This window comes from Apibacter sp. ESL0432, assembly GCF_019469225.1.
Lineage (GTDB): Bacteria > Bacteroidota > Bacteroidia > Flavobacteriales > Weeksellaceae > Apibacter.
On sequence record NZ_CP048266.1, the window covers coordinates 139,834 to 163,032 of the forward strand.

Sequence of the window (23,199 nt, forward strand, 5' to 3'; positions counted from 1 at the left end):
GTTAGTGTTTAAGTGTTTTAAAATTTAAAAAATTAAGTGTTCATCTATTTTTAATGCCATTGTAGCAATTAAATTTTTATAATGAAATAAGAGAGGAGATCATTAAAAATAGAATAGATTTTTTTAAATAAAAAAATAGAAAATCAATTAAGTGTTAATAAGTTAATTAATAATTCATTATGAAAAAGAGAATTTTATTATGTTCATTACTCGGAGTGATTTCCGTTTGTTCTTTCTCTCAAAGCCAAAGAGTGGGAATTAATACGGAAGATCCTCAAGGAGTTTTCCATATTAATGGAACCAATAAAGATTTAAGTCAAGATGACTTTATTGTAGATGCAAATGGGAATGTGGGTATAGGTACCCGAACCCCTAAATCAAAGTTGGAAATTATAGGTACTAAAGGTAAAGGATTGCGGGTAACTCCTCCGGGAACTATCGCTAAAGGAGAAGTTATTGCATCTGATGCAAATGGTAATTTTGTAGCCTCTACCAGGCCTATGCCCGAACTTAGAGAGGGTTCTATCATTCAAATTAGAACAAGACTTGATGCAACTTCAACATTAGCTCCTAATTTAATAGATTCTAATCCAATTATTCCCGGTGATCCAAGTTTACCAGCGGGAAAAAAACCGGCTGTAAAAATATCTGACAAGCCTATAGAGCTAACAGAAGGTACATGGCTGATTCAGCTTAAGTATACTACTCGTACAACAAGAGGGGGAGGATCTAATTTTCAAGAATATTGTGGAAAAGAAAATGGATTTGATCAATATATTTGGACATTACTATATAACGAAAATGAGCCGGACTTTAAAAAAGCAGTGTTAACTACTGTAGGTTTTGCTACGGAACGTGATGGTGCTTGTGCTTGTACTCCTCAGTTAACCCACGTTGTTAAAGTCAATCCGGGACAGACAATGAAAGTTAGTGCTTATGCCAGTACTAGTATATGGCACAATACAGTAGTATTCGTAGATGGCGATTTTAATTCATTTACTACCGGCAAACCATATTTTAGAGCTATTCGTATAGATAGTTTTAATTAATAATGTGGTGGAATTAAGATCTTTATTATTCATATAATTTTATATTTAAAATCATGTCATGAAAAAAATAATATTATCAATAAATTTTTGTGTATTAGCAATTGGAATTAGTTTATCACAAGTAGGAGTTAACACAGATAATCCTAAAGCTATTTTTCATATAGATGCTAAAAAAGATAATGGGAATATATCTGTCCCAGTAAATACATCAGATGATGTAATTTTCAAACCGGGTACAAATAATGCCTCAGATCCGACTGCAAAACTCTACGGTCATTTAGGTGTTGGAAAAGTTAATCCGGATACGGGTTTAGATGTTAATGGCAACATACGATTGGAAGATGGAACTCAAGTTAATAATAATATATTAGTTAGTACAGATTCACTTGGAAATGCCCAATGGATAGCTCCTGCCAGACCATTGATTCATAATGGAGAAATAGGAAGTGGTATACGATTGGATGAAAGTGCTATAGATTTAACAGTACAACCTTTAATGCTTACTCAAGGAAGATGGTTGATTCTATCCAAATTTGTAGTTAAAGCTACTCAACATGTTAATGATGATTTAAAACCTCGGAATAATGTATGGATTTATTTAAAAAATGTTAGCGAGCACCCGCTAATAACCGATAAAGTCTATAATACTATTTTGGGGATACCGTTAGAACAAGCGGGAGCTAAAGTTGGGACACCGCAATTAGCAGCTCTTGTTAATATACCTAAAGGAAAAACTTTTGAGTATAGAGTATTTGGAAGTACAAGTAATAAAGAATTCGAATATATTACAACAAATGACGACTTTCAAGGATCTTATTTTTATGCCGTTCGATTAGATGCAGAACTTTTAGACGATTAAATTAATACATATGAATTTTAAATTTATTATATGAAAAAATTATTTTTATTATATATAATTATAGCGGGAGGTATAGGTTTTACTAAATCTTTTGCACAAACAGCTCCATCGGTTGGAGTAAATACAACTAACCCGCAAGGACCTTTTCATGTAGATGCAAAGGGGGATACTAACGGATCTTTAAATACATCTGATGATGTAATAGTTGATAAAAACGGAAATTTAGGAATAGGAACCATTGCACCAACGGCTAAAGTTCATATTAAAACGGATGGATCAACGAATGGAATACGTATCAGTGATCAATCAGAAGGAAAAGGGAGTATGCTTATGTTTCAAGATAATACGGGAATAGTTAACTGGGTTCCCAAACCTTTTACCATAAAACAAGCAGAACTTAGGAAAGATTTTAATATGAACGATCCATTTAAAAGAAATGCGAATGACCATAGAGAAATTTCAATACCGGGACACGGTTTAAAATTAACTCCGGGTATCTGGATGATTATGGCTAAATATATGGTTTATAATAACGGGGATGATAAAGGTAATTTGTTTTGGACTTATTTGCATGATTTAGATGATCTTACCACTTTACCCGTAGATAATAATCATCTACGTGATAAGCGTAAACCTTGTCTAGTTGATGGAGCCCTTCCTGAAAATAATTGTAATGGTAGTGGTTACAATTTAAATTGGTATTTAGCAAGTAACGATCTGGGCGGAAACCCTTCAGAATATGCAATGACTGTGGTTGGAACTTATCCGGAAGCAAAAAGCCAAGGATATACCACTCCATATGTCAATTATATAGCAGTAATTAAATCTGATGATCCATTAAATCCAGGTAAAAAACTAAGACCGGGTGATCCGGGGTATGAGCATGAAATTGCTTTAACTTTTAGTTCCAGTTTAAATGGTGATCAAGTATTGGAAACCAGATCTTCAATACCTGGAGCGGGTAATAATGGTGGAGATCTCCCGGTTGGTGTTTATTTCTTTGCTATTCGTTTAGATATAGATGAATCATCTCTATAAATTTTAAAAATTAAGTTATATACTAGTATTTATATAATACCTGCCGAATAGGCAGGTATTTTTTTATTCAATACCAGTAATTCCCATTTTCTTCATTAAAAAAGTGGCATTCATATTTTGAGCTATACCTTCTTTTAATTTATAATCAAACACTAATTCATCCTGAGCAATTTCTGCTTCAAATCGATAGTTCTTTATATTTTCGGGATAGTTTGCTTCCAAGGTGCCTAATACTAAATCATGCGTAGCAATAATGCCATTTCCTTTTAGCGAAATAAGCTGTTTCATAAGCGCTAAAGATCCTTTTTGCTTATCTTCAGAGTTGGTACCTTTTAAAATTTCATCTAAGATGATAAATAAATGTTCTCCGGAATGAAGTCTGTCTATAATCATTTTCAATCGTTTTAATTCAGAGAAAAAATAAGATTCATGATCAACTAAGGAATCTGTAGTTCTTAAATTAGTTACCAAATTTCCCGGGAATATCTCTAATGACTTAGCGTATACCGGAGCACCAATACAGGCTAACACGTGGTTAACCCCTATAGTTCTTAAATACGTACTTTTACCTGCCATATTAGCTCCCGTTATTACTAAAAAATAATTTTCTTTTGAAATTTTAACATCATTGGTTACACAATTAGATCGGTTAAGTAGAGGGTGGCCCAATTCTTTCCCATCAAATATAAAATGTTCAGTATTTATTTTAGGATATGAATATCCGGGGTGTGTATATGCATATGTTGACAAGGAGCACCAAGCATCAAAATGAGAAAGAGAATCAAACCAATTCGGTAGATACTTTTTATAGGTATCTAACCATTTTTCTATCTTAATAGCATAACGTACACTCCAACATAAGACCGGATTGAAAAATAAAATCATCGGATAAGCCATACTCATATTTAATTGAGAACAATATCTATTTAATTTATAGATAGCTTTTGATGCAGGAGTTTTCTTGATAAGGATTTTACGATTTTTTTCTAACAAATAACTATCAAAATTTTGCCCTTCTATGGCATTAAAAAGTGAGGTATAGGTGTTTAAAACATCTGTTTTTTTTTCTATGTTATTAACTATATTATTTACATGCTTACTCGCAAAGGCATTAATTGCATAAGTTATGATCCATAAAGGAATAAAATATAATGCAGATACCCTATTAAAAGCTGTAAGTACAAGTAAGATTAAATACAAGCAGGGAATAATATTTATCATTATTTCCCAGAATTTATTTTTATGCAATAAAAATGTTTCCGGAAATATATTTGAATCAAAATTTTCTTTATTTTCTAATTTTCCGTTTAAAGACCCTAAAACTCGGAAATGGTTTACCCAACCTTGTTTTGAAGCTAATTCTTGGATGCTTTCCTGATTTTCCACAATGGTTTTTTTGTCTAAATAGGGTGTAAGGAACAGATAGGCAAGAAATTTTTTACCTTGATAGGTGCATGTACGATTAATAGCCTGAAAAAGCGATCGATCGCCAAATAAATCTAAATCGTAGCTGAAGCTGTGTTCAGTCGAGATATATTCAGACGCTCCATCAAAAGATGAAAAATCGTAATTAAGAGCTTTACATTCATTTTCTGCTAAAGTTATTAATGCTTCTGAATAATTTTTTTTATAAAACAGTTTTTGATGTAACTTTAATAACAAGATAAATATTGAAAAAAATACAAAGATGATACCGGCGGTAAGGTAGCTGTTTTTCCAAGTAAAAATACAAAGTAAAGCAGCAACAAGAACTACTGATAATCTTAAAGCAGCAATTATAAATATCTTTTTTTTAAGTGATTGTACCGTTGTAAACTCTTTATTAATGAGAGAACGATATGAATGTTCAATATCTTTTATTTTCATGATATCAAAGGTAAACAAAATAAAATAGCTAATTTAAAGTCTATAAATAACTAGTATTTTACTTTCAAATTTTAACAGGAAGCAAAAAAAATTTAAATTTTATTATTTGATAAATGATGCGATTTAAATTTATTATAAGTATAAATAAAAAAGCCTGATGAAAATCAGGCTTATAGTTTTATAATTTTATTAAAGAGCTAAATCAATCACTTCAGACATTTGAGTTACATAATGTATTTTTAAGCCTTTAATATAATCGGGATTGATTTTTTCAATATCTTTTCTATTCTCTTCACATAATATGACATCGGTAATACCGGCCCGTTTCGCAGCTAATATTTTTTCTTTAATGCCGCCTACAGGAAGAACTTTTCCCCGTAACGTAATTTCACCGGTCATTGCCCATTTAGACTTAACCTTTTTACCTGTAAAAGAGGAAACAAGAGAAGTAAGCATAGCTATACCTGCAGATGGTCCGTCTTTAGGGGTTGCACCTTCAGGAACGTGAATGTGTATATTACTTTCTTCAATTTTTTGCGGATCGATACCGAACTCTTTATAATTAGATTTTATGTATTCCAAAGCAATAGTAGCCGATTCTTTCATTACATTACCTAAATTTCCGGTCATGCTTAAGTTTCCTTTGCCTTTAGAAAGAATACTTTCAATAAAAAGAATATCTCCTCCTACTTGAGTCCAGGCTAATCCTGTAACAACTCCTGGAACTTTATTAGTTTCAGACATTTCAGGCATCATAGGCGGACCTAAGATTTCAATAATTTTATTTTGACTCAATTTTTTGTTGTATTCAGTATTGCGAGCAATTTGTAAGGCAATATTCCTTACAATTTTTGATATCTTCCTTTCTAAGCCTCTAACACCGGATTCTCGAGTATATGCTTGGATAATAAATTCCAATTCTTTCTTACTTATTGAAATATCTTTTTTGGTAAGTCCATGTTCGAGGATTTGCTTTGGTAAAAGATATTTATTAGCTATTTCTACTTTTTCCTCAATAGTATATCCGGAAATATCAATAATTTCCATTCTGTCCAACAACGCCGGTTGTATGGTAGCTAAATTGTTGGCGGTAGCAATAAACAATACTTTAGATAAGTCGTAATCTACATCCAGAAAATTATCATGGAAAGTACTGTTTTGTTCGGGGTCTAATACTTCAAGTAAAGCAGATGACGGGTCACCGTGTCCACTGGTGCTAATTTTGTCTATTTCGTCTAAAACAATAACGGGATTCGATGTTCCAACCTTTTTTATGGATTGAATAATTCTCCCCGGCATAGCTCCAATATAAGTTTTACGATGTCCTCTAATTTCCGATTCATCATGCAACCCTCCCAATGATATACGAACGTATTTTCTTCCTAAAGCAGAAGCAATGGATTTACCCAATGAAGTTTTACCGACACCGGGAGGACCATATAAACAAATGATAGGAGATTTCATATCTCCTTTAAGTTTTAGGACTGCGAGATACTCTAAGATTCGTTCTTTAACATCTTCTAAACCAAAATGGTCTTTATTTAAAACTTTTTCGGCATGATTAATATCAAAATTGTCCTTAGAATATTTTTCCCAAGGCAAATCCAACATTAATTCTAAATAATTCCTTTGAACCCCATAATCAGGTGTTTGCGGGTTCATGCGAACTAAGCGATTAAGTTCTTTTTCAAAATGTTCATTTATAGACTTGCTCCATTTTTTTTTCGAAGCTTTTTCTTTCATTTCTTGAACTTCAGCTTCATAAGAAACGCCTCCCAACTCTTCCTGAATGGTTTTCATTTGCTGGTGTAGGAAATATTCACGTTGTTGTTTGCTGAGGTCGGAGTTAACCTTATCCTGAATAGAATTTTTTAAAGATATTTTTTGAAGCTCAACGTTCAGGTACTTTAACGTTTTGGAAGCACGATCTAACAAACTATTAACTTCCAGCAATTCCTGCTTTTTTACTAACGGTAAATCAAGATTAGAAGCAACAAAATTTACCAACAAGGAGCTGCCTTCAATATTTTTAATAGCAAAGGAAGCGTCTGAAGGGATAGCAGGATTTTCATTAATAATTTTAATGGCTGTTTCACGAAGGCTTTCCAATAAAACATTAAAATGTTCTTTATTTTTATTGGAAACCTTTCTTTTGTCTTCCAATAAAGTAATTTCTGCTTTTAAATAAGGCTCCTCCTCAAGTATATTATTAATAGAAAATTTACGTATCCCCTGAATAATTACCATGGTACTTCCGTCAGGCATTTTAAGTAATTTTAATATTTTACCTATAGTACCTACCGAATACATATCATTTATAGTCGGATTATCTGCATTTACATCTTTTTGTGTAATGACTGCTATTATCTTATCGTTTTGCTGAGCATCTTGTAATAAATTGATGGATTTATTTCTTCCGGCAGTAATTGGTATAACAACCCCGGGAAATAAAACTACATTTTTTACCGGAAGTAAGGGTAAAACAGTAGGAAAAGTTTCATTCATCATTTTATCTTCTTCATCCTGGCTTAGTAAAGGAATAAATTCACTATCATTTTGCATAACTTGATCTAATGACAATATGTCGAACTTCATAATGTTTCGTATTAAAGATTTAATGACAAACTTTCAGATATCTAAAAAAAGAGAACTACTTTTTTTTAATCTTAAATGGGTATAGTATTGATTATTAATAAGAAATGTTGTAACCTCCAAAGTTTGTACGTGTACTAAGGTCAATTAATATGCCAAATAAAAACTTACTATAATTGCTAATAAAGCTTAGAATTATAACTTGATAAGGGTTAGAATTTCTCTGCTTCCATCGGAATAAGTAACTTTAACAAAATATCTTCCTGTAGGAAGTTTTGAAATATTAATTTCCTGATTAAGATTGGAGTCAATTATATCTTTATCGATTAAATTGGTACCAACCATGGATAAAACAGAAATATTATCAATTTTATAAGAACTTGAATTCTTAACAAGTATAAAATTTACTGCCGGATTAGGATATAATTTTGATTTAGTATAAGGTTGCTCTTGTAAATAAAAGTTCATTAAAATATTGGCCGGAAAATCTTTTGCAGTAACCAGGTTAATTGAAAAAAGCAACGTAATAAAAAATAAAAATTTCTTCATAAGCAATTTATATCTAAAAATTATGAAAATTTCCTTGATAAAATGATAGTTTTATGTACTTAAAATTAATGTATAAAATTATAAAAAAAAAATATTCTTTACAACTTTTCATTAAATTATTTTTATTTTTATTTGGGAATAAAGATAATATTCAATTATCTTATCTTCAATAGTTTTGTCTTAAGGGCTTTTTTCTGAATTATTCTATATTTTATATTTATATTGTTGTTGCTAAAGTAAATATACTTACTTGAGAATCATCGGTTTTTAACAGTTCTTGAGTGCATGCAATTAAAGTTGCACCCGTTGTTAAGACATCATCAACCAATAAATAATGACTCGAACAATTTGAATTTCTTATAAAAGCGTTTTCCATTTTCTTTAAACGTTCTTCTCTGTTGGATTGAGTTTGAGATTTCGTATGAGAAACTCGTCGGAGAACATGCTCGTCGAAATTGCAATTCAATAGAGTTGCTAATTTTTTGCAACAGAACAAAATTTGATTATAGTTTCTTTTTTTATATCTTTTCGAGTGAATAGGAACCGGAACAACGGTTTTTACTTCTTTTAAACAAGGATTGTTCTCATTCTGCATATACCAAATCTCAGCTAACCACGAACCGATTTCCGGTTTATTTTTATATTTTAAATGATGAATTAATTGTTGTGTAATATTTTCTTTTGAGAAAAATAATAAGGAAGATATAAATTCTATTTTCGCAGAATTGTTAAGTTGGCTGTGAATTGAATTTGTGTTGTTAAAAGGAATATAAGTAAAAGGTAAATGAGCTTTACACCTTTCGCATACATAGTGTTGTGATGAAGAAATAATTGTTTCACAACCAATACATCTATTAGGAAACAGGGTAGAGAGTATTTCTTGCCACATGAGTATTTTTCAATTATCTTTGCGTAATATAAACAAATTTATTTATTGTGATAAGGCTGACTAAAATATTTACATTTGAAACAGCTCATGCTCTGTGGGGATATGATGGTAAATGTAAAAACATTCATGGGCATTCTTATAAATTGTATGTTACTGTTAAAGGAGAGCCGTGTAATGATATACACCATGTTAAAAATGGAATGGTTATGGATTTTGGAGAGTTGAAATCTATTGTAAAAAAATTAATTATAAATCCTTTAGATCATGCCATTATTTTAAACGCTCAAACAGAACATAAACAATTAGGAGAGCAATTGCAAAATCAAGGACATAAAGTTATTTTTATGAATTATCAGCCAACTTGTGAGAATATGTTGATAGATTTTGCCGAAAAGATACAATCAGAGCTTCCTGAAAATATTTTATTAGCGAAGCTTAAATTATATGAAACCGAAACGTCATATGGTGAATGGATAAGGGAAGACCAATAGAAATTAACCTTATTGCAGGCAAAAAAGTTTATTTTGCCTCAGATCAGCATTTAGGAGCACCTGATGAAGTTTCATCCAGAAAAAGAGAAAAGATTTTTGTAAAATTTTTAGAACAAATTAAACATGATGTTCAAGTATTATTCCTATTAGGGGATTTATTTGATTTTTGGCATGAATATAAAACCGTTGTACCTAAAGGGTTTGTTCGAATATTAGGAAAATTAGCTGAACTTTCAGATTCGGGGATTAAAATATATTTTTTTACCGGAAATCATGATTTGTGGATGAGAGATTATCTTCAAAGAGAATTAGCAATAACAGTTTTTAACGAAGAACAAACATTTATAATCAACAACAAAAGTTTTTTTATTGCTCATGGAGATGGATTGGGACCGGGAGATCGTGGGTATAAAAGAATGAAAAAACTTTTTACGAATCCTGTTGCTCGATGGTTTTTCAGATGGTTGCATCCGGATGTAGGAGTCGCCTTAGGTACTTATTTATCTAGAAAAAATAAATTAATTAGCGGGGAGGAAGATATTAAATTCTTAGGGGAAGATAATGAATGGCTGATTGTCTTTTCTAAAGAAAAATTGAATGAAAAACATTATGATTACTTTATTTACGGACATCGTCATTTACCTATGGATTTATTAATTGGTGAAGATAAAAACAGCCACTATGTAAATTTAGGGGATTGGATTTCGTATTATACCTATGCCGTTTTCGATGGAGATCATTTGCATTTACAGACTTTTACCGAAACTGTTTAATTTTATTTATCCATCGTAAATATTTTTCTTAATTCAACAGCTTCTGAAGGAGTAATTCTTCCGGATAGCAGCAAAGATAATTCCCTTCTGTGAAGGGCTGAGTTATATCTAACTATTTCTTCTTCAGTTTCAGGTACTAAGTCAGGTATTTTTTTAGGCTTCATAAATTCATCTAAAGCTACAAAAGTATATATCCCTTCATTAGTTTTGGTTTTTGTATGATTTATTGCATCATCTACCCATATATCGACAAATACTTCCATAGAAGATCCAAAAGCTCTAGAAACCTTAGCTATGGCTTCTACGGTGCTTCCTAATGGAATAGGTGTTGAAAAGGAAACATGATTAACAGAAGCAGTCACAACTTTAGCTTCCGCATGTCTTTGAGCGGCTATGGCACATGCTCGATCCATTAAAGAAAGTAAATCCCCGCCAAACATATTATTATAAGCATTGGTTTCATTCGTTAGCACAATGGTTGTCATTATGGTCCTTGAATCAGAGGGAGTTTTAGCTTTCATGAATTTCAATTCAATTATAGAGGAAGTAGACCAAAATTTTTGTAAGTAACAAAACTCTTTTCACTCAAACTGAAAATAATTTTTTCTTTTTCAGCTGTAAATGTTCCTAAATTTTCAATGGTTAGATATGGTTTCGATTTTAGAATTTTTTTCCACTTCTTAATTGTCTGATAAACAAAATCTTTAGCTCTCTCAACATCTATTGAATTCAATTCTGCAATTATGCTAGCTAAAGCGATATCATTGAGGTTATGTTGCTGAGTAAAAGATAGGGAATAGGAGGGAGGGAGTAGTTGATTAGTTTCCTGATCCTCTCTCACCGAATTAAATTTTAATTCAAATTTTCCAAAAGAAGGTAAAGTAACTTGATTGGTTTCTTGTAATAATAGTATGCAATATTTTATTGGGTCCATAAAGTAAATTTAAAATAAATACATTATTTATCAACTATCTTTATCTCCTTTTTTAAAGCTGAAATATATTTTCACAAATTTAAATAACTTAAGAATATATAATTAAAATTCCTCAACGCATGTTTGCCTGTCTTTTAATTTTTTTTTCATAGCACTAAAAAATTCAGGAGTAATACCAATATATGAGGCAATATGTTTTTGAGATATTGAATTTTTTAATTCAGGAAACATAATACAAAAATTTCTATATCGTTCTTCTGCAGATAAACTTAATATTTCATATAAACGATTACGTAAGAAAATTACAGAGCGGATTAAACTTTCATTATAATAAAGTTCTAATTTTGGAAACCTTTTAACGGATTCTTCTTTTGCTTTTTTAGATAAAATAAATATTTCAGTATCTAAATCTGCAACAATATTGAATTTAGCAGGTTGATTGTATATAATACTTTCATTATCTGCAATCCACCAACCTTTAGATGAAAATTGAAGAACCTGCTCCAATCCTTTTTTGTCGTTAATATAACTTCGTAAACAACCGGAAAGAACGTAATAATAATTATCTTCAACCTCCTCTTGATGCAAAAGAGAATCTCTTTTGTTTAGCTTTTTAAATTTTAAAATAGACTTTAGATACTCTTTTTCCTCTCTGGAAATAGGCACTACATTGTTTATTTCTTCCAATATTTTTTCAAAAATCATAGTATATAAGAGTTTTTAAATCGCCATGTAAAATTTTTAAATATGTAATACTATATCCATTTATAATTGTAAGAATGCTATTTGTAAAATTGTCCTAATTGGTTAGAATTCTCTTAACTATTTTTTTAATAGAGATAGAAAACAATAATATAACCGTTGTTAAAATTTTATAAATACATTGTCTTAACTGTGTTAAATGGTAAAGAACACGGAATCCCTTTTTACTATTTGTAGTATATTATTAGGATTGGTTACGAAAATTAATCTATAAAAAAATTTTTCACAAAAATAATAAACAATTTGTTTATCTATTTAAAATTAAATGGATTTTGAATCTTACATAAAAACTAAACATATTTAGATTACTATACTTATTTAATTATTTAAAAAAATATTGAAATATTAATTTAAAAATTTTTATTAAATATAAAAACATAAAAATTAATATTCAAATAAATTTTATAGATAAAAATAATAAATAATGTTTATAAAATAATAATAATTAGAAGTTTTATTTGTATAAAAAAGATAATAGCTATAAAATAAATGTATTTACCTTTTAGAAAAAATATATGCAAGTATATATCCTATAACTTATTAAGGTACAAAATAATTATAGAAGGTAAATTAATCAATTATCATAACATGATACTCCTATAAAAAATACAATAAGTTCAAATTATAGCCTATAATCTATAAATAAGTAACAAACACTTAATCCAGTTTCAATACCGCTAAAAATGCAGATTGCGGAACTTCCACTCGACCAATTTGTCGCATTCGTTTCTTACCTTCTTTTTGTTTTTCAAGTAATTTTCTTTTACGAGATATATCCCCTCCGTAACATTTGGCAGTAACGTCTTTTCGTAAAGCTTTAATAGTTTCTCTAGCAATAATCTTAGCTCCAAGTGCTGCTTGAATAGGAATGTCAAATTGTTGTCTCGGGATTAACTCTTTAAGCTTTTCGCACATTTTTTTACCTATAGTATAGGCATTATCTTGATGAATCAAAGCAGATAAAGCATCCACAGGTTCACCATTTATAAGGATGTCAACTTTTACCAGCTTGGAAGTTCTCATTCCGCAAGGCGAATAATCAAAAGAAGCGTATCCTTTGGAAATAGTTTTGAGTCTGTCATAAAAGTCAAAAACCACCTCAGCTAAAGGCATTTCAAAAAATAGCTCTACTCGGTCTGTAGTTAAATACGATTGGTTAGTCAGTTCGCCTCTTTTATCAATACAAAGGTTCATTACAGAACCAATAAAATCTGATTTGGTGATAATTGAAGCTTTAATATAAGGTTCTTCCACACGATTTAATGAAGTAGGTTCCGGAAGTTCCGAAGGATTATGTACTACAATCGCTTTTTCAGGATCCTTATTTAAATAGGCATTATAAGATACATTGGGAACGGTAGTAACTACAGTCATTTTAAATTCTCGTTCCAAACGCTCTTGAATGATTTCCATATGAAGCATACCTAAAAATCCGCAACGGAAACCAAATCCTAAAGCAGCGGATGATTCCGGTTCAAAAACAAGAGAAGCATCATTAAGTTGAAGCTTTTCCAATGCAGAACGCAACAATTCATATTCTTCCGTGTCCACCGGATATATTCCGGCAAACACCATTGGTTTTACTTCTTCAAATCCGGCAATAGCTTCTGATGCAGGGCGTTCAACCGATGTGATGGTGTCACCTACCTTAACTTCACGAGCTTCTTTAATACCACTTATAATATATCCCACATCACCGCAATGTATAACATCTTTTGGAACTTGATTTAGTTTTAAAGTTCCTATTTCATCAGCATCATAGCTTTTACCGGTAGCCATAAATTTCACTTTTTGACCTTTAGTTATGCTGCCGTTTACAACCTTGAAAAAGGCCTCTATTCCTCGAAAAGGATTAAAAACAGAATCAAAAATCAACGCTTGTAATGGAGCATTAGGATCTCCGGATGGTGCCGGGATTCTTTCCACAATTTGCTCCAACAATTCTTCAACCCCCGCTCCGGTCTTGCCACTGGCGCGTAAAACGTCTTCAGGTTTGCAACCGAGAAGATTTACAATTTCATCGGTAACTTCTTCAGGATTTGCAGAAGGTAGGTCAATTTTATTTAAAACTGGAATAATTTCCAAGTCGTGTTCTAACGCTAAATAAAGATTGGATATGGTTTGTGCCTGAATACTTTGTGCGGCATCAACAATTAATAAGGCACCTTCACAGGCAGCAATAGAACGAGAAACTTCATAAGAAAAATCAACATGCCCGGGAGTATCGATCAAATTCAAAATATATTTTTCCCCTTTATATTCATACTCCATTTGAATAGCATGACTCTTAATAGTAATACCCCGTTCGCGTTCTAAGTCCATATCGTCTAAGGTCTGTTCTTGCAGTTCACGATCAGAAATAGTTTTGGTTTGTTGTAAAAGTCTGTCTGCTAAAGTGCTTTTGCCATGATCTATATGGGCAATAATGCAAAAATTTCTTATGTTCTTCATATTTTCTACAATAGTGCAAAAATACATTTTTTATAAACAATATAAGGGTGTATTTGCTACAAACTGCGAATCTGGGTAAAAAATTTTAGTTGAATTCCTATTATTTCGATAGGAATTATTACATTTGCGGAGTTTTAATCTAAAATAAAACTAAAAAACTTTTTTAAAGAACATCAAAAATAAGAAATGAAAAAACTGAGTTTAACAGAGGATTGGACAGCCACAATAATTGGTGGATTGGTCATAGTATTAGGTATTATTTTATATTCTTCATTCGGGTATACACTAAGTTGGCCTACATTTAAATGGAGCACCGGTGACGATTTATTGTCCAATGTTTTAACAGGTAAAAATTTTATAAACATTTTTATCATTTTTATTGTTTCTTATGTTTTATTACTATTGGCAGATCTATTACAAGGAAAACCTATGAGTTCAGCAAAAGGGTTTCCCTTACTGTTTATTCTCACTATAATCGCCATGGTGATTGGTGGAAACTCGGTAATGAATTATTGGGGATTTGAAACCGTAATATTTTGTCTGCTTATAGGATTAGTTATCAATAACTTTATAGGTACTCCTCAGTGGATGAAAGGATGTTTATCTTCTGAAATGTATGTGAAAATAGGATTGATCTTTTTAGGCTCAACCATTATTTTTCAAGATATTATGCAGGCGGGTGCTTTGGGATTAATACAATCAGTGGTAGTAGTTTTCTCTGTTTGGTATTTTTCTTTCTGGCTGTGCAAAAAATTCAAAATAGATAAGGAAATGTCTATGATGCTTTCCAGTGCGGTATCCATTTGTGGAGTTTCAGCTGCTATAGCAACGGCAGGAGCAATAAAAGGAGATTCCAAAAAATTATCTTATGTAGTTTCACTAGTTTTAGTAGTTGCTGTTCCTATGATTATCATTATGCCGGCATTAGCTAAACTACTGGGATTAGGAGAAGTAATGGCCGGTGCATGGATTGGTGGAACAATTGATACTACCGGAGCAGTTGCTGCAACCGGAGCGGTTTATGGGGAAGAAGCACTTAAAATTAGTACAATAGTTAAATTTTCACAAAATGTTTTGTTAGGTATTGCTGCCTTTTTAATAGCTGTTTATTGGAGCTATACTAAAAAAGAAGGGAATGAGTTTGCTGATAAACCTAATCTAAAAGTAATTTGGGAGCGATTTCCTAAATTTGTTATAGGTTTTATCTTAGCTTCTTTGTTATTCTCATTTGTTATTCCAACTGAGCACTACAAACCGGTTCTTGCTGTATTGAAGAAATTTCAAGGATTATGGTTTGCCTTAGGGTTTACCTCCATAGGTTTAGAAACTAATTTTAAAACGTTAATTAATAAAGAAAACAGAAAAGCTACTTTAGTATTTTTAGGCGCACAAACTTTTAATGTTGTATTTACCTTAATTATCGCTTATTTAGTTTTTGGTATCGAATGGACTAAAATATAAACAATTACTTTATTATTTTTATTTTGGGAGAGATTAGCAAAATAGTTAACTCTCCCATTATTTTTATAAATGTTTTTATTGCAAATAAAATTACATTTTAATTTAGTTGAGAAAGGTAATTGACCCGTTGGTTTGTTTTTATTTATTAAAATAAACTTTTCCCTTCATAAAGATTATATATTTCCATAATCTCTTTTAGAATCTTTTTGAAATTAATTTTCATGTCAATTAATTTTCCGGATCGTATGTCGAAAATCCAGCCATGAACCTTTAGATTACTTTCTATAATAGCTTTTTGTACAGCAGCGGTTTTAATTAAATTAATGCATTGTTCTTCCACATTCAATTCAATAAGCCGATTGTATTTTTCCTCTGAGTCGGTAATTAAATTTAATTCATCTTTATGAATTCTATAAACGTCCCTGATATTTCGCAACCACGGATTTAAAAGTCCCAGGTCTTTAGCCTCCATAGCCTCTTTAACTCCGCCACAATAATAATGTCCACAAACAATGATTTGTTTAACTTTTAAATGATCGATAGCATAAGTTATTACAGATTGAACATTAAAATCTGTGCTAATAACCATATTGGCTAAATTTCTATGGACAAAGACTTCTCCGGGCTTAGCTCCAAGTAATTCTTCTGTTGCTACCCGACTATCAGAACAGCCAATATAAAGAACTTCAGGATTCTGTCCTTCTGATAGCTTATGGAAATACTCCTTATCGATAGATAACTTTTCTGCTATCCATGTTTCATTGTGGGCAAATATTTTTTCAAAATTCATGTATGGATTAATATAGTAGTAAAAAAATAATGAACAAAAATTAGAAAGAAATCATTTATATCATAATTCCTTTGTTACCTTTATATACGCTATATTTTCCCGAACCTAAGAAGAAAAGCGCTAATGAGGTTAATAAATAGAATAGGTTAAGCTCAACTTTTAATCCTCCGGTTTGCGATAGTGAAAAACCTTCCATCCCATGCACTAAATAAAAAGTCATAAGCATAGTAAATGCTACTAAAAGGGATGAAATCCTTGTAAAAACCCCTAATAAGATACAAATAGGAGCAAATACTTCCCCTAAAGGAACTCCAAGCCATAGATATTCAGGCAAATTTTTTGAAGTAAGCATTCCTTTTATAAAATCGTGTCCATGATATAATTTAGATATTCCATGAAAGACCATTAATCCGCCTATTGAAACACGTAATAGGAGTTTTCCAAGATCAGAATTCAATTCTTTAGCCATAATTATAATGTAAATTTGATCAAAAATAAATTTTTTATTTCATAAATTCTGTATCTTTTGTAAATAAAATCAAATTTACTATAGTAAAAAATGTATTACAATAAGTTTTACGATAAACGTAATTAAGTGATATAAAATGTATTTTACTGGATAAAAATAAAGCTTGTATAAGCGATACTTTTTTCATATTGTGGATTTTTATTAGTCATGGTTAGATAAAATTAAAGAAACAAAATCAAATATCGAAAAATTATAAATACAAAAAAGCCCTGTTTTTACAGGGCTTTTTTGAATGTATATTTTATAAAATTTAAATTTAAAAAGGTTTAATATCAAATACTATTGATTCTAATACTTGAATTACGGCGGCGGTAGTATCCAAAGAAGTAAAACAAGCTACACTGTTTTCAACAGCATTTCGTCGAATTAAAAAGCCGTCTTCTTGAGCTGTACCGTCATTAGAAAGTGTATTAATAACAAATTGAGCTTTTCCTTGTTGCATAATTTTAACAATATTGTTGTCTTCACTTTCAATTTTGTTAATTTCAACAACAGGAATGTTATAGTCGCGGAAATACTTGGCAGTTCCTTCGGTAGCCATAATTGTATAACCTATATCATAGAATCTCTTCGCTAATGGGAGAGCCTCGGCTTTATCTTTGTCTGCTACTGTGAATATGGCATTACCTAAAATAGGTATATTGATTTGACCCGCTCTTAAAGCTTTATAAAGAGCTCTTTCATAAGTAGTATCTTTTCCAATAACCTCACCGGTCGATTTCATTTCAGGGCCTAACGTAATATCTACAGAACGTAATTTAGCAAATGAAAAAACAGGGGCTTTAATGTATATATTACGAGGTTCCGAATAACAATCCATAGCAAACCCTTGCTCTTTCAAAGATTGGCCTAAAACAGCTTTTGTTGCTATTTTTGCTAAAGGAATACCGGTTACTTTGCTCATGAATGGAATGGTTCGGCTGGAACGCGGATTAACTTCCAGAACGTATATTTTTCCACTCATTAAAACAAACTGTATATTCATTAATCCAATGATTTTAAATCCTCTGGCTAATGCTTGGGTTTGTCTGATAATTTCTTCTTTTTCTTCTTTTGTTAAAGTTTGGGAAGGATATACAGCAATAGAGTCTCCGGAATGAACTCCGGCTTTTTCAATGTGTTCCATAATTCCGGGAACAAAAACATTTTCGCCATCGGAAATTGCATCCACTTCAATTTCTTTTCCAATTAAATATTTATCAATTAGAATAGGTTGTTTCTCATGAACATTGATCGCTTCTTTCATATATCGTTCCAATTCAGAATCTTGATAAACAATTTGCATGGCTCTTCCTCCTAAAACATAAGAAGGACGAATAACAACCGGATATCCAATGGAATTAGCTACATGTAAGGCCTCTTTTAACGTAAACACCGTATCGCCTTTAGGACGAGCGATATTTAATTCGTTTAATTGTTCTTCGAATTTTTTACGATCTTCAGCTCGATCTATATCTTCCAGCGTAGTACCCAATATTTTTGCTCCGGCATCTATGGCAGCTTGAGCCAAGTTAATGGCTGTTTGACCACCAAATTGAACTAAAACACCGTCCGGTTTTTCTAAATCTATAATAGAAGTGATGGATTCTCTGGTTAGAGGTTCAAAATAAAGTTTATCAGAAATGCTGAAATCTGTAGAAACGGTTTCCGGATTGCTGTTGATGATAATAGCTTCATATCCTGATTCTTTAAGGGCTAAAACACTGTGTACGGTTGCATAATCAAATTCCACCCCTTGTCCGATTCGTATAGGTCCGGAACCTAATACAATCACTTTTTTCTTATCAGAACGTACCGATTCATTTTCAATACCGTAAGTACTGTAAAAATATGGGGTTGTGGATATAAATTCAGCAGCACACGTATCGACCATTTTATACACCGGAATAATAGAGTTTTCCTTTCTCAAAGAATACACTTGCTTTTCTTCCATGTTCCATAATTGGGCAATTTCCCAATCAGAAAATCCGTATTTTTTGGCTTTTGCTAAAACCTCAATATCTTTTGGTTTTTCTTTAACTTCTTTTTCAATATTGATGATATGTAATATTTTAGCCAGGAAGAATAGGTCTATCTTGGTTATTTCATGTATTTTTTGAATACTTACACCGTTACGTAAAGCTTCGGCAATTAAAAACAGACGTTCATCATCGGCATTTTTAAGTCTCTTTTCCAAAGTCGAAGGATCATAAGGCGTCATATCTTTTTTAGTTAAATGCAAACAACCTATTTCCAAAGATTGTACAGCCTTTAACAAAGATTCTTCAATTGAAGTTCCTATAGCCATAACTTCACCGGTAGCTTTCATCTGGGTTCCTAAATGCCTGTTGGCACTTTGAAATTTATCAAAAGGCCATCGAGGGATTTTGGCAACAACATAATCCAGCGAAGGTTCAAAACAAGCATAAGTAGTATTAGTTACCGGATTTTTCATTTCGTCCAGAGTTAATCCTACCGCAATTTTAGCCGCTAATTTTGCAATCGGATATCCGGTAGCTTTAGAGGCCAATGCAGACGAACGGCTAACTCTTGGGTTTACTTCAATGACTATATAATCTCTACTAGAAGGATCTAAAGCAAATTGAACATTACACCCTCCTTCAATTTTTAAAGCGCGGATTATTTTTAATGCAGAATTTCTAAGTAATTGATATTCTTGATCTGCTAAAGTTTGACTTGGAGCGAAAACAATGGAATCTCCGGTATGTATTCCCACCGGGTCAAAATTTTCCATATTACAAACTACTATGGCATTGTCATTGGCATCCCTCATTACTTCATACTCAATTTCCTTATATCCGGCAATACTTTTCTCTATAAGACATTGATGAACCGGACTGTATTTTAATCCGGAATCAGTAATTTCCCTTAGTTCGGTTTCATTTTCCGCTATTCCACCTCCGGTGCCTCCCAGAGTAAAAGCAGGTCTAACAATTATCGGATAACCAATTTGATTAGCGAATTCCACCGATGACTCCACGTCATTAACAATTATACTTTCTGCAATAGGTTCATTAATGTTTTCCATTAATTGTTTAAACAAATCTCTGTCTTCGGCCTGCTCAATGGAGGATAATTTGGTTCCGATAATTTCAACATCATATTGGGCTAGAGTACCTGCTTTAGCTAATTCAACGGCAAGATTGAGTCCGGTCTGTCCTCCCAAAGAAGGTAACAACGCATCGGGACGCTCTAATGCAATAATTTGTTGAAGAAAATCTAATGTTAACGGTTCCATGTATACCTTATCGGCAATTTCTTTATCGGTCATGATCGTTGCAGGATTCGAATTAACAAGAACGACTTTGTATCCTTCTTCCTTAAGAGCAAGGCAAGCCTGGGTTCCCGCATAATCGAATTCGGCAGCTTGTCCGATAATGATAGGTCCTGAACCTATTACAAGAATTTTATTTATATCTGTGCGTTTTGGCATGTTGTTTTTTAATTTTTAGTTTGAAGTAATGGCTTCAGTTTATATGAATTTTTACTAATTCTTTTACATTAATCCTTTTTAACCTAGTAATAATTCGATAGTGCTTAACTATTCGGATATAAAGAATTTTATTATTTATTTTTAAATTCTTCTACCATAGACATAAAGCGGTTAAATAAATATTCGTTATCATGAGGCCCCGGACTGGATTCGGGATGGTATTGGACAGTAAATGCCCAATTCTTTTTATCCTGTAATCCTTCTATAGTTCCGTCATTTAAAGCTCGATGCGTTACTTCTAAAGTTGTGTTTTGTAAAGATTCTTCATCAACTACATATCCGTGATTTTGAGAAGTGATATACACTCTGTTAGTGGCAAGTTCTTTTACCGGATGATTTGCACCTCTGTGTCCGAATAACATTTTAAAAGTTTTAGCTCCGTGTGCAAGGGCATATAATTGGTGACCTAAGCAAATTCCGAATATCGGGGCTTTTCCGCTCAATTCTTTTATAGTGTTTATAGATTCGGTTAATTCTTCCGGATTACCGGGACCATTGGAGAGCATAATTCCATCGGGGTTTAATTCTAATATAGAGCTTGAATCTGTATTATAAGGTACTACCACTACATCACAATTTCGTAAGCATAATTCTTTTAAAATGCTTTTTTTCATTCCATAATCTATCAATACAATTCTGTGTCCTTCTGCTGGAGCACTATAGGCTCTTGGTGTAGAAACTTCGGGAACGTGATGTCCTAACTTGGTCTCTTGTAGAGATTTAATTACTTCATCAATGTTTTCATTTTCATCACAGAATCTACCTTTCATACTGCCTTTGGTTCGTATGGTTTTTACCAAGGCGCGGGTATCAATACCGCTTAAACCGGGAATATTTTGTTTTTTCAAAAAAGAATCGATGTTCATTTGGCTTTTCCAGTGAGATTCTGTTTCAGCGTATTCATGAACGATAATTCCACCTACAAAAGAATTAAGGGATTCAAAATCGCTGGAATTAATTCCATAATTCCCTATTAATGGATAGGTGAAAACAATAATTTGCTTGTGGAAGGAAGGATCTGATAAGGTTTCTTGGTAACCTGTCATTCCTGTGGTAAAAACAACTTCACCGATTGTGAATTGGTCGCTACCAAAGCCTTCGCCATTAAATACTAATCCGTTTTCTAATACTAATTTTCTTTTCAAGGGTTGTTAATTTATTATAGTGGTTTGAATATGGTTATGAATTAAAAACATAGTTAAGCACAGCAATTCTGGCAAAAACTCCATTCGTCATCTGCGTAAATATTCTTGATTTTGAAGATTCGATAAGATACTCATCAATCTCAACATTACGGTTAATAGGTGCCGGGTGCATAATGATTGCCGAGGATTTCATTTTATCGGCTCTCTGTTTTGTTAATCCATATAATTCTAAAAAATTTTTTTCGTCATATTGTTTCGCATGTCTTTCGTTTTGATTCCTTAATAACATCACAACGTCTGCTTCTTGTATTACTGAATCAAGAGAAGTATAGGTTCCCATAGTCATGCTGGAATCTCTCCAAAATTCCGGAGTCGCAAATGTTATAGAAGATCCCAGTCTTTTTAAAATTTTAGCATCTGAATGAGCTACTCTGCTATGTATCACATCGCCAACAATTACTATATTCAGATCTCTAAAAGTGCCGAATTCCTCATATATGGTTACTAAATCCAATAAAGATTGGGTAGGGTGGTCTCCGCAACCATCACCGGCATTAATGATAGGCACCTCTATTTTTGTAATTAAATCATCATAAAATCTATCTTGCATATGTCTTATAACAAAACATTCAACCCCTATGGAATTTAAAGTTTTAACTGTATCATAAAGAGTTTCACCTTTTTTAACACTTGAACTCTCTGCATCAAAATATATAATTTCCATTCCTGTTTTTTTCTCAGCCATTTCAAAGCTGAGTTTGGTTCGAGTACTGTTCTCGAAAAAAAGGTTGGATATATAATGATTAGACAGATTTGGAAAAGCTTTTTTCTTTTTAAAGCTTATCGCATCATCCACTAATTCCTCAATCAAACTTAGATCAAGATTTTCTAAAGTGATAAAATGATTCATTATTTATATATTAGTTTAATTGGTGTTATAATAGTGTAATTTTTATTATTGCTTTTTAAAAATAAAAAAAAACATCTTAAATAATAAGATGTTTTAAATGGATATTTAAAAAAAATATTTCCGGTATCTTCTAAAGATGATTTCTTGCCCTGAATCTGGAATAGTAGAGGGATAAACTTTTTGTTAAAAGTAATTCTTCCTTTTTTGTTTATTGTTTTAGGTAATGATTCAGAGTTATTCAAAAGATTTAATTAGTGTGATTATACAAACTTTTTTATTAAATCGATTTTTTAAAATCCTACAAAGATAAGTTGTTTTTTTTGATTGTGCAATTTAAATTTTTATTTATTTAAAATAAATATGTTTCTAAAGCAGAATAAAAATTTATATACCTCATATTTTAAAATTAGTTTAATAAAATATTAAATAAGCGTTAAAAAGTAAGGTATTTAAAATTAACCACTTATAATTTTAAATGAGATTTAATGTACATTTAATGTGTATAATGCTTATTTTCTTTGTTAATACTTTGTTACATTTGCAGGTTAAAAAACATACATTATAATTGATTAGATAATATATTGTTAATATCATTTTTATTCTTTGCAGATAATAAAT

19 protein-coding genes are annotated in these 23,199 nt (G+C 31.6%); 6 read left to right on the forward strand and 13 right to left on the reverse strand.

What is annotated here, in order from left to right:
* The first annotated feature begins 179 nt into the window (after positions 1-179).
* The 3 genes from GYM73_RS00620 to GYM73_RS00630 are packed head-to-tail and all read left to right on the forward strand — an operon-like array spanning position 180 to position 2,946.
* Positions 180-1,049 (forward strand): hypothetical protein, encoded by an 870-nt coding sequence (locus GYM73_RS00620; RefSeq protein ID WP_220233810.1) that lies wholly within the window; start codon positions 180-182, stop codon positions 1,047-1,049.
* 58 nt (positions 1,050-1,107) lie between these two features.
* Positions 1,108-1,908: a hypothetical protein gene (locus GYM73_RS00625; protein WP_220233811.1), complete on the forward strand. Its 801-nt coding sequence runs from the start codon at positions 1,108-1,110 to the stop codon at positions 1,906-1,908.
* A 30-nt stretch (positions 1,909-1,938) separates the two neighbouring features.
* Entirely contained in the window at positions 1,939-2,946 is a 1,008-nt protein-coding gene (locus tag GYM73_RS00630; RefSeq protein ID WP_220233812.1) for a hypothetical protein, read from the forward strand.
* 63 nt (positions 2,947-3,009) lie between these two features.
* On the opposite strand, the gene GYM73_RS00635 is transcribed toward GYM73_RS00630, so the two are convergent.
* The 4 genes from GYM73_RS00635 to GYM73_RS00650 all read right to left on the reverse strand — a co-directional run bounded on the left by GYM73_RS00635 (position 3,010) and on the right by GYM73_RS00650 (position 8,842).
* Positions 3,010-4,812 carry a hypothetical protein gene (locus GYM73_RS00635; RefSeq protein WP_220233813.1) on the reverse strand — a complete coding sequence of 601 codons (1,803 nt, stop codon included), beginning with the start codon at positions 4,810-4,812 and terminating at the stop codon, positions 3,010-3,012.
* A gap of 189 nt (positions 4,813-5,001) precedes the next feature.
* Complete coding sequence (gene lon / locus GYM73_RS00640) at positions 5,002-7,407, reverse strand: endopeptidase La (protein ID WP_105296308.1); 2,406 nt, start codon at positions 7,405-7,407, stop codon at positions 5,002-5,004.
* Between the two features lie 192 nt (positions 7,408-7,599).
* Positions 7,600-7,953 (reverse strand): T9SS type A sorting domain-containing protein, encoded by a 354-nt coding sequence (locus tag GYM73_RS00645; RefSeq protein ID WP_105296307.1) that lies wholly within the window; start codon positions 7,951-7,953, stop codon positions 7,600-7,602.
* Positions 7,954-8,170: 217 nt separating this feature from the next.
* Positions 8,171-8,842 (reverse strand): ComF family protein, encoded by a 672-nt coding sequence (locus GYM73_RS00650; RefSeq protein WP_220233814.1) that lies wholly within the window; start codon positions 8,840-8,842, stop codon positions 8,171-8,173.
* 47 nt (positions 8,843-8,889) lie between these two features.
* Here GYM73_RS00650 and GYM73_RS00655 point away from each other — a divergent pair, with 47 nt between their 5' ends.
* Both GYM73_RS00655 and GYM73_RS00660 read left to right on the forward strand, forming a co-directional pair.
* A complete protein-coding gene (locus GYM73_RS00655; RefSeq protein ID WP_105296305.1) occupies positions 8,890-9,333 on the forward strand; it encodes a 6-carboxytetrahydropterin synthase in 444 nt (147 codons plus the stop codon).
* Positions 9,312-10,106 (forward strand): UDP-2,3-diacylglucosamine diphosphatase, encoded by a 795-nt coding sequence (locus tag GYM73_RS00660; protein WP_220233815.1) that lies wholly within the window; start codon positions 9,312-9,314, stop codon positions 10,104-10,106. The genes GYM73_RS00655 and GYM73_RS00660 overlap by 22 nt, the downstream gene beginning before the upstream one ends.
* 2 nt (positions 10,107-10,108) lie before the next feature.
* Here GYM73_RS00660 and GYM73_RS00665 read toward each other — a convergent pair whose 3' ends face one another.
* The 4 genes from GYM73_RS00665 to lepA form a co-directional block, all read right to left on the reverse strand.
* Complete coding sequence (locus tag GYM73_RS00665) at positions 10,109-10,627, reverse strand: acyl-CoA thioesterase (RefSeq protein ID WP_160565823.1); 519 nt, start codon at positions 10,625-10,627, stop codon at positions 10,109-10,111.
* Positions 10,628-10,641: 14 nt separating this feature from the next.
* The gene (locus GYM73_RS00670) at positions 10,642-11,040 is read right to left on the reverse strand and encodes a hypothetical protein (RefSeq protein WP_220233816.1); all 399 of its coding nucleotides are present in this window, start codon (positions 11,038-11,040) and stop codon (positions 10,642-10,644) included.
* A gap of 102 nt (positions 11,041-11,142) precedes the next feature.
* A complete protein-coding gene (locus GYM73_RS00675; RefSeq protein ID WP_160542478.1) occupies positions 11,143-11,745 on the reverse strand; it encodes a Crp/Fnr family transcriptional regulator in 603 nt (200 codons plus the stop codon).
* A gap of 714 nt (positions 11,746-12,459) precedes the next feature.
* Complete coding sequence (gene lepA / locus GYM73_RS00680) at positions 12,460-14,253, reverse strand: translation elongation factor 4 (protein WP_220233817.1); 1,794 nt, start codon at positions 14,251-14,253, stop codon at positions 12,460-12,462.
* Positions 14,254-14,439: 186 nt separating this feature from the next.
* Here lepA and GYM73_RS00685 point away from each other — a divergent pair, with 186 nt between their 5' ends.
* Positions 14,440-15,714, forward strand: a complete 1,275-nt coding sequence (locus GYM73_RS00685) for a YeiH family protein (protein WP_220233818.1) — start codon at positions 14,440-14,442, stop codon at positions 15,712-15,714.
* A gap of 145 nt (positions 15,715-15,859) precedes the next feature.
* On the opposite strand, the gene GYM73_RS00690 is transcribed toward GYM73_RS00685, so the two are convergent.
* The 5 genes from GYM73_RS00690 to GYM73_RS00710 all read right to left on the reverse strand — a co-directional run bounded on the left by GYM73_RS00690 (position 15,860) and on the right by GYM73_RS00710 (position 22,581).
* Positions 15,860-16,504, reverse strand: coding sequence for a carbonic anhydrase (locus tag GYM73_RS00690; protein WP_105296299.1), 645 nt, complete (start codon positions 16,502-16,504; stop codon positions 15,860-15,862).
* Between the two features lie 55 nt (positions 16,505-16,559).
* Positions 16,560-16,973, reverse strand: a complete 414-nt coding sequence (locus GYM73_RS00695) for a DoxX family protein (RefSeq protein ID WP_185116728.1) — start codon at positions 16,971-16,973, stop codon at positions 16,560-16,562.
* 316 nt (positions 16,974-17,289) lie between these two features.
* A complete protein-coding gene (gene carB, locus GYM73_RS00700; protein ID WP_220233819.1) occupies positions 17,290-20,466 on the reverse strand; it encodes a carbamoyl-phosphate synthase large subunit in 3,177 nt (1,058 codons plus the stop codon).
* A 131-nt stretch (positions 20,467-20,597) separates the two neighbouring features.
* Complete coding sequence (locus GYM73_RS00705) at positions 20,598-21,671, reverse strand: carbamoyl phosphate synthase small subunit (protein ID WP_220233820.1); 1,074 nt, start codon at positions 21,669-21,671, stop codon at positions 20,598-20,600.
* A gap of 34 nt (positions 21,672-21,705) precedes the next feature.
* On the reverse strand, positions 21,706-22,581 hold the full coding sequence (locus tag GYM73_RS00710; protein ID WP_220233821.1) for an aspartate carbamoyltransferase catalytic subunit: 876 nt from the start codon (positions 22,579-22,581) through the stop codon (positions 21,706-21,708).
* Positions 22,582-23,199 lie beyond the last annotated feature (618 nt).

Bases quoted from the DNA above. Each gene is read 5' to 3' on its own strand.
- GYM73_RS00620 (WP_220233810.1), top strand. From the start codon at position 180: ATGAAAAAGAGAATTTTATTATGTTCATTACTCGGAGTGATTTCCGTT.
- GYM73_RS00625 (WP_220233811.1), top strand. From the start codon at position 1,108: ATGAAAAAAATAATATTATCAATAAATTTTTGTGTATTAGCAATTGGA.
- GYM73_RS00630 (WP_220233812.1), top strand. From the start codon at position 1,939: ATGAAAAAATTATTTTTATTATATATAATTATAGCGGGAGGTATAGGT.
- GYM73_RS00635 (WP_220233813.1), bottom strand. From the start codon at position 4,812: ATGAAAATAAAAGATATTGAACATTCATATCGTTCTCTCATTAATAAA.
- lon (WP_105296308.1), bottom strand. From the start codon at position 7,407: ATGAAGTTCGACATATTGTCATTAGATCAAGTTATGCAAAATGATAGT.
- GYM73_RS00645 (WP_105296307.1), bottom strand. From the start codon at position 7,953: ATGAAGAAATTTTTATTTTTTATTACGTTGCTTTTTTCAATTAACCTG.
- GYM73_RS00650 (WP_220233814.1), bottom strand. From the start codon at position 8,842: ATGTGGCAAGAAATACTCTCTACCCTGTTTCCTAATAGATGTATTGGT.
- GYM73_RS00660 (WP_220233815.1), top strand. From the start codon at position 9,312: ATGGATAAGGGAAGACCAATAGAAATTAACCTTATTGCAGGCAAAAAA.
- GYM73_RS00665 (WP_160565823.1), bottom strand. From the start codon at position 10,627: ATGAAAGCTAAAACTCCCTCTGATTCAAGGACCATAATGACAACCATT.
- GYM73_RS00670 (WP_220233816.1), bottom strand. From the start codon at position 11,040: ATGGACCCAATAAAATATTGCATACTATTATTACAAGAAACCAATCAA.
- GYM73_RS00675 (WP_160542478.1), bottom strand. From the start codon at position 11,745: ATGATTTTTGAAAAAATATTGGAAGAAATAAACAATGTAGTGCCTATT.
- lepA (WP_220233817.1), bottom strand. From the start codon at position 14,253: ATGAAGAACATAAGAAATTTTTGCATTATTGCCCATATAGATCATGGC.
- GYM73_RS00685 (WP_220233818.1), top strand. From the start codon at position 14,440: ATGAAAAAACTGAGTTTAACAGAGGATTGGACAGCCACAATAATTGGT.
- GYM73_RS00690 (WP_105296299.1), bottom strand. From the start codon at position 16,504: ATGAATTTTGAAAAAATATTTGCCCACAATGAAACATGGATAGCAGAA.
- GYM73_RS00695 (WP_185116728.1), bottom strand. From the start codon at position 16,973: ATGGCTAAAGAATTGAATTCTGATCTTGGAAAACTCCTATTACGTGTT.
- carB (WP_220233819.1), bottom strand. From the start codon at position 20,466: ATGCCAAAACGCACAGATATAAATAAAATTCTTGTAATAGGTTCAGGA.
- GYM73_RS00710 (WP_220233821.1), bottom strand. From the start codon at position 22,581: ATGAATCATTTTATCACTTTAGAAAATCTTGATCTAAGTTTGATTGAG.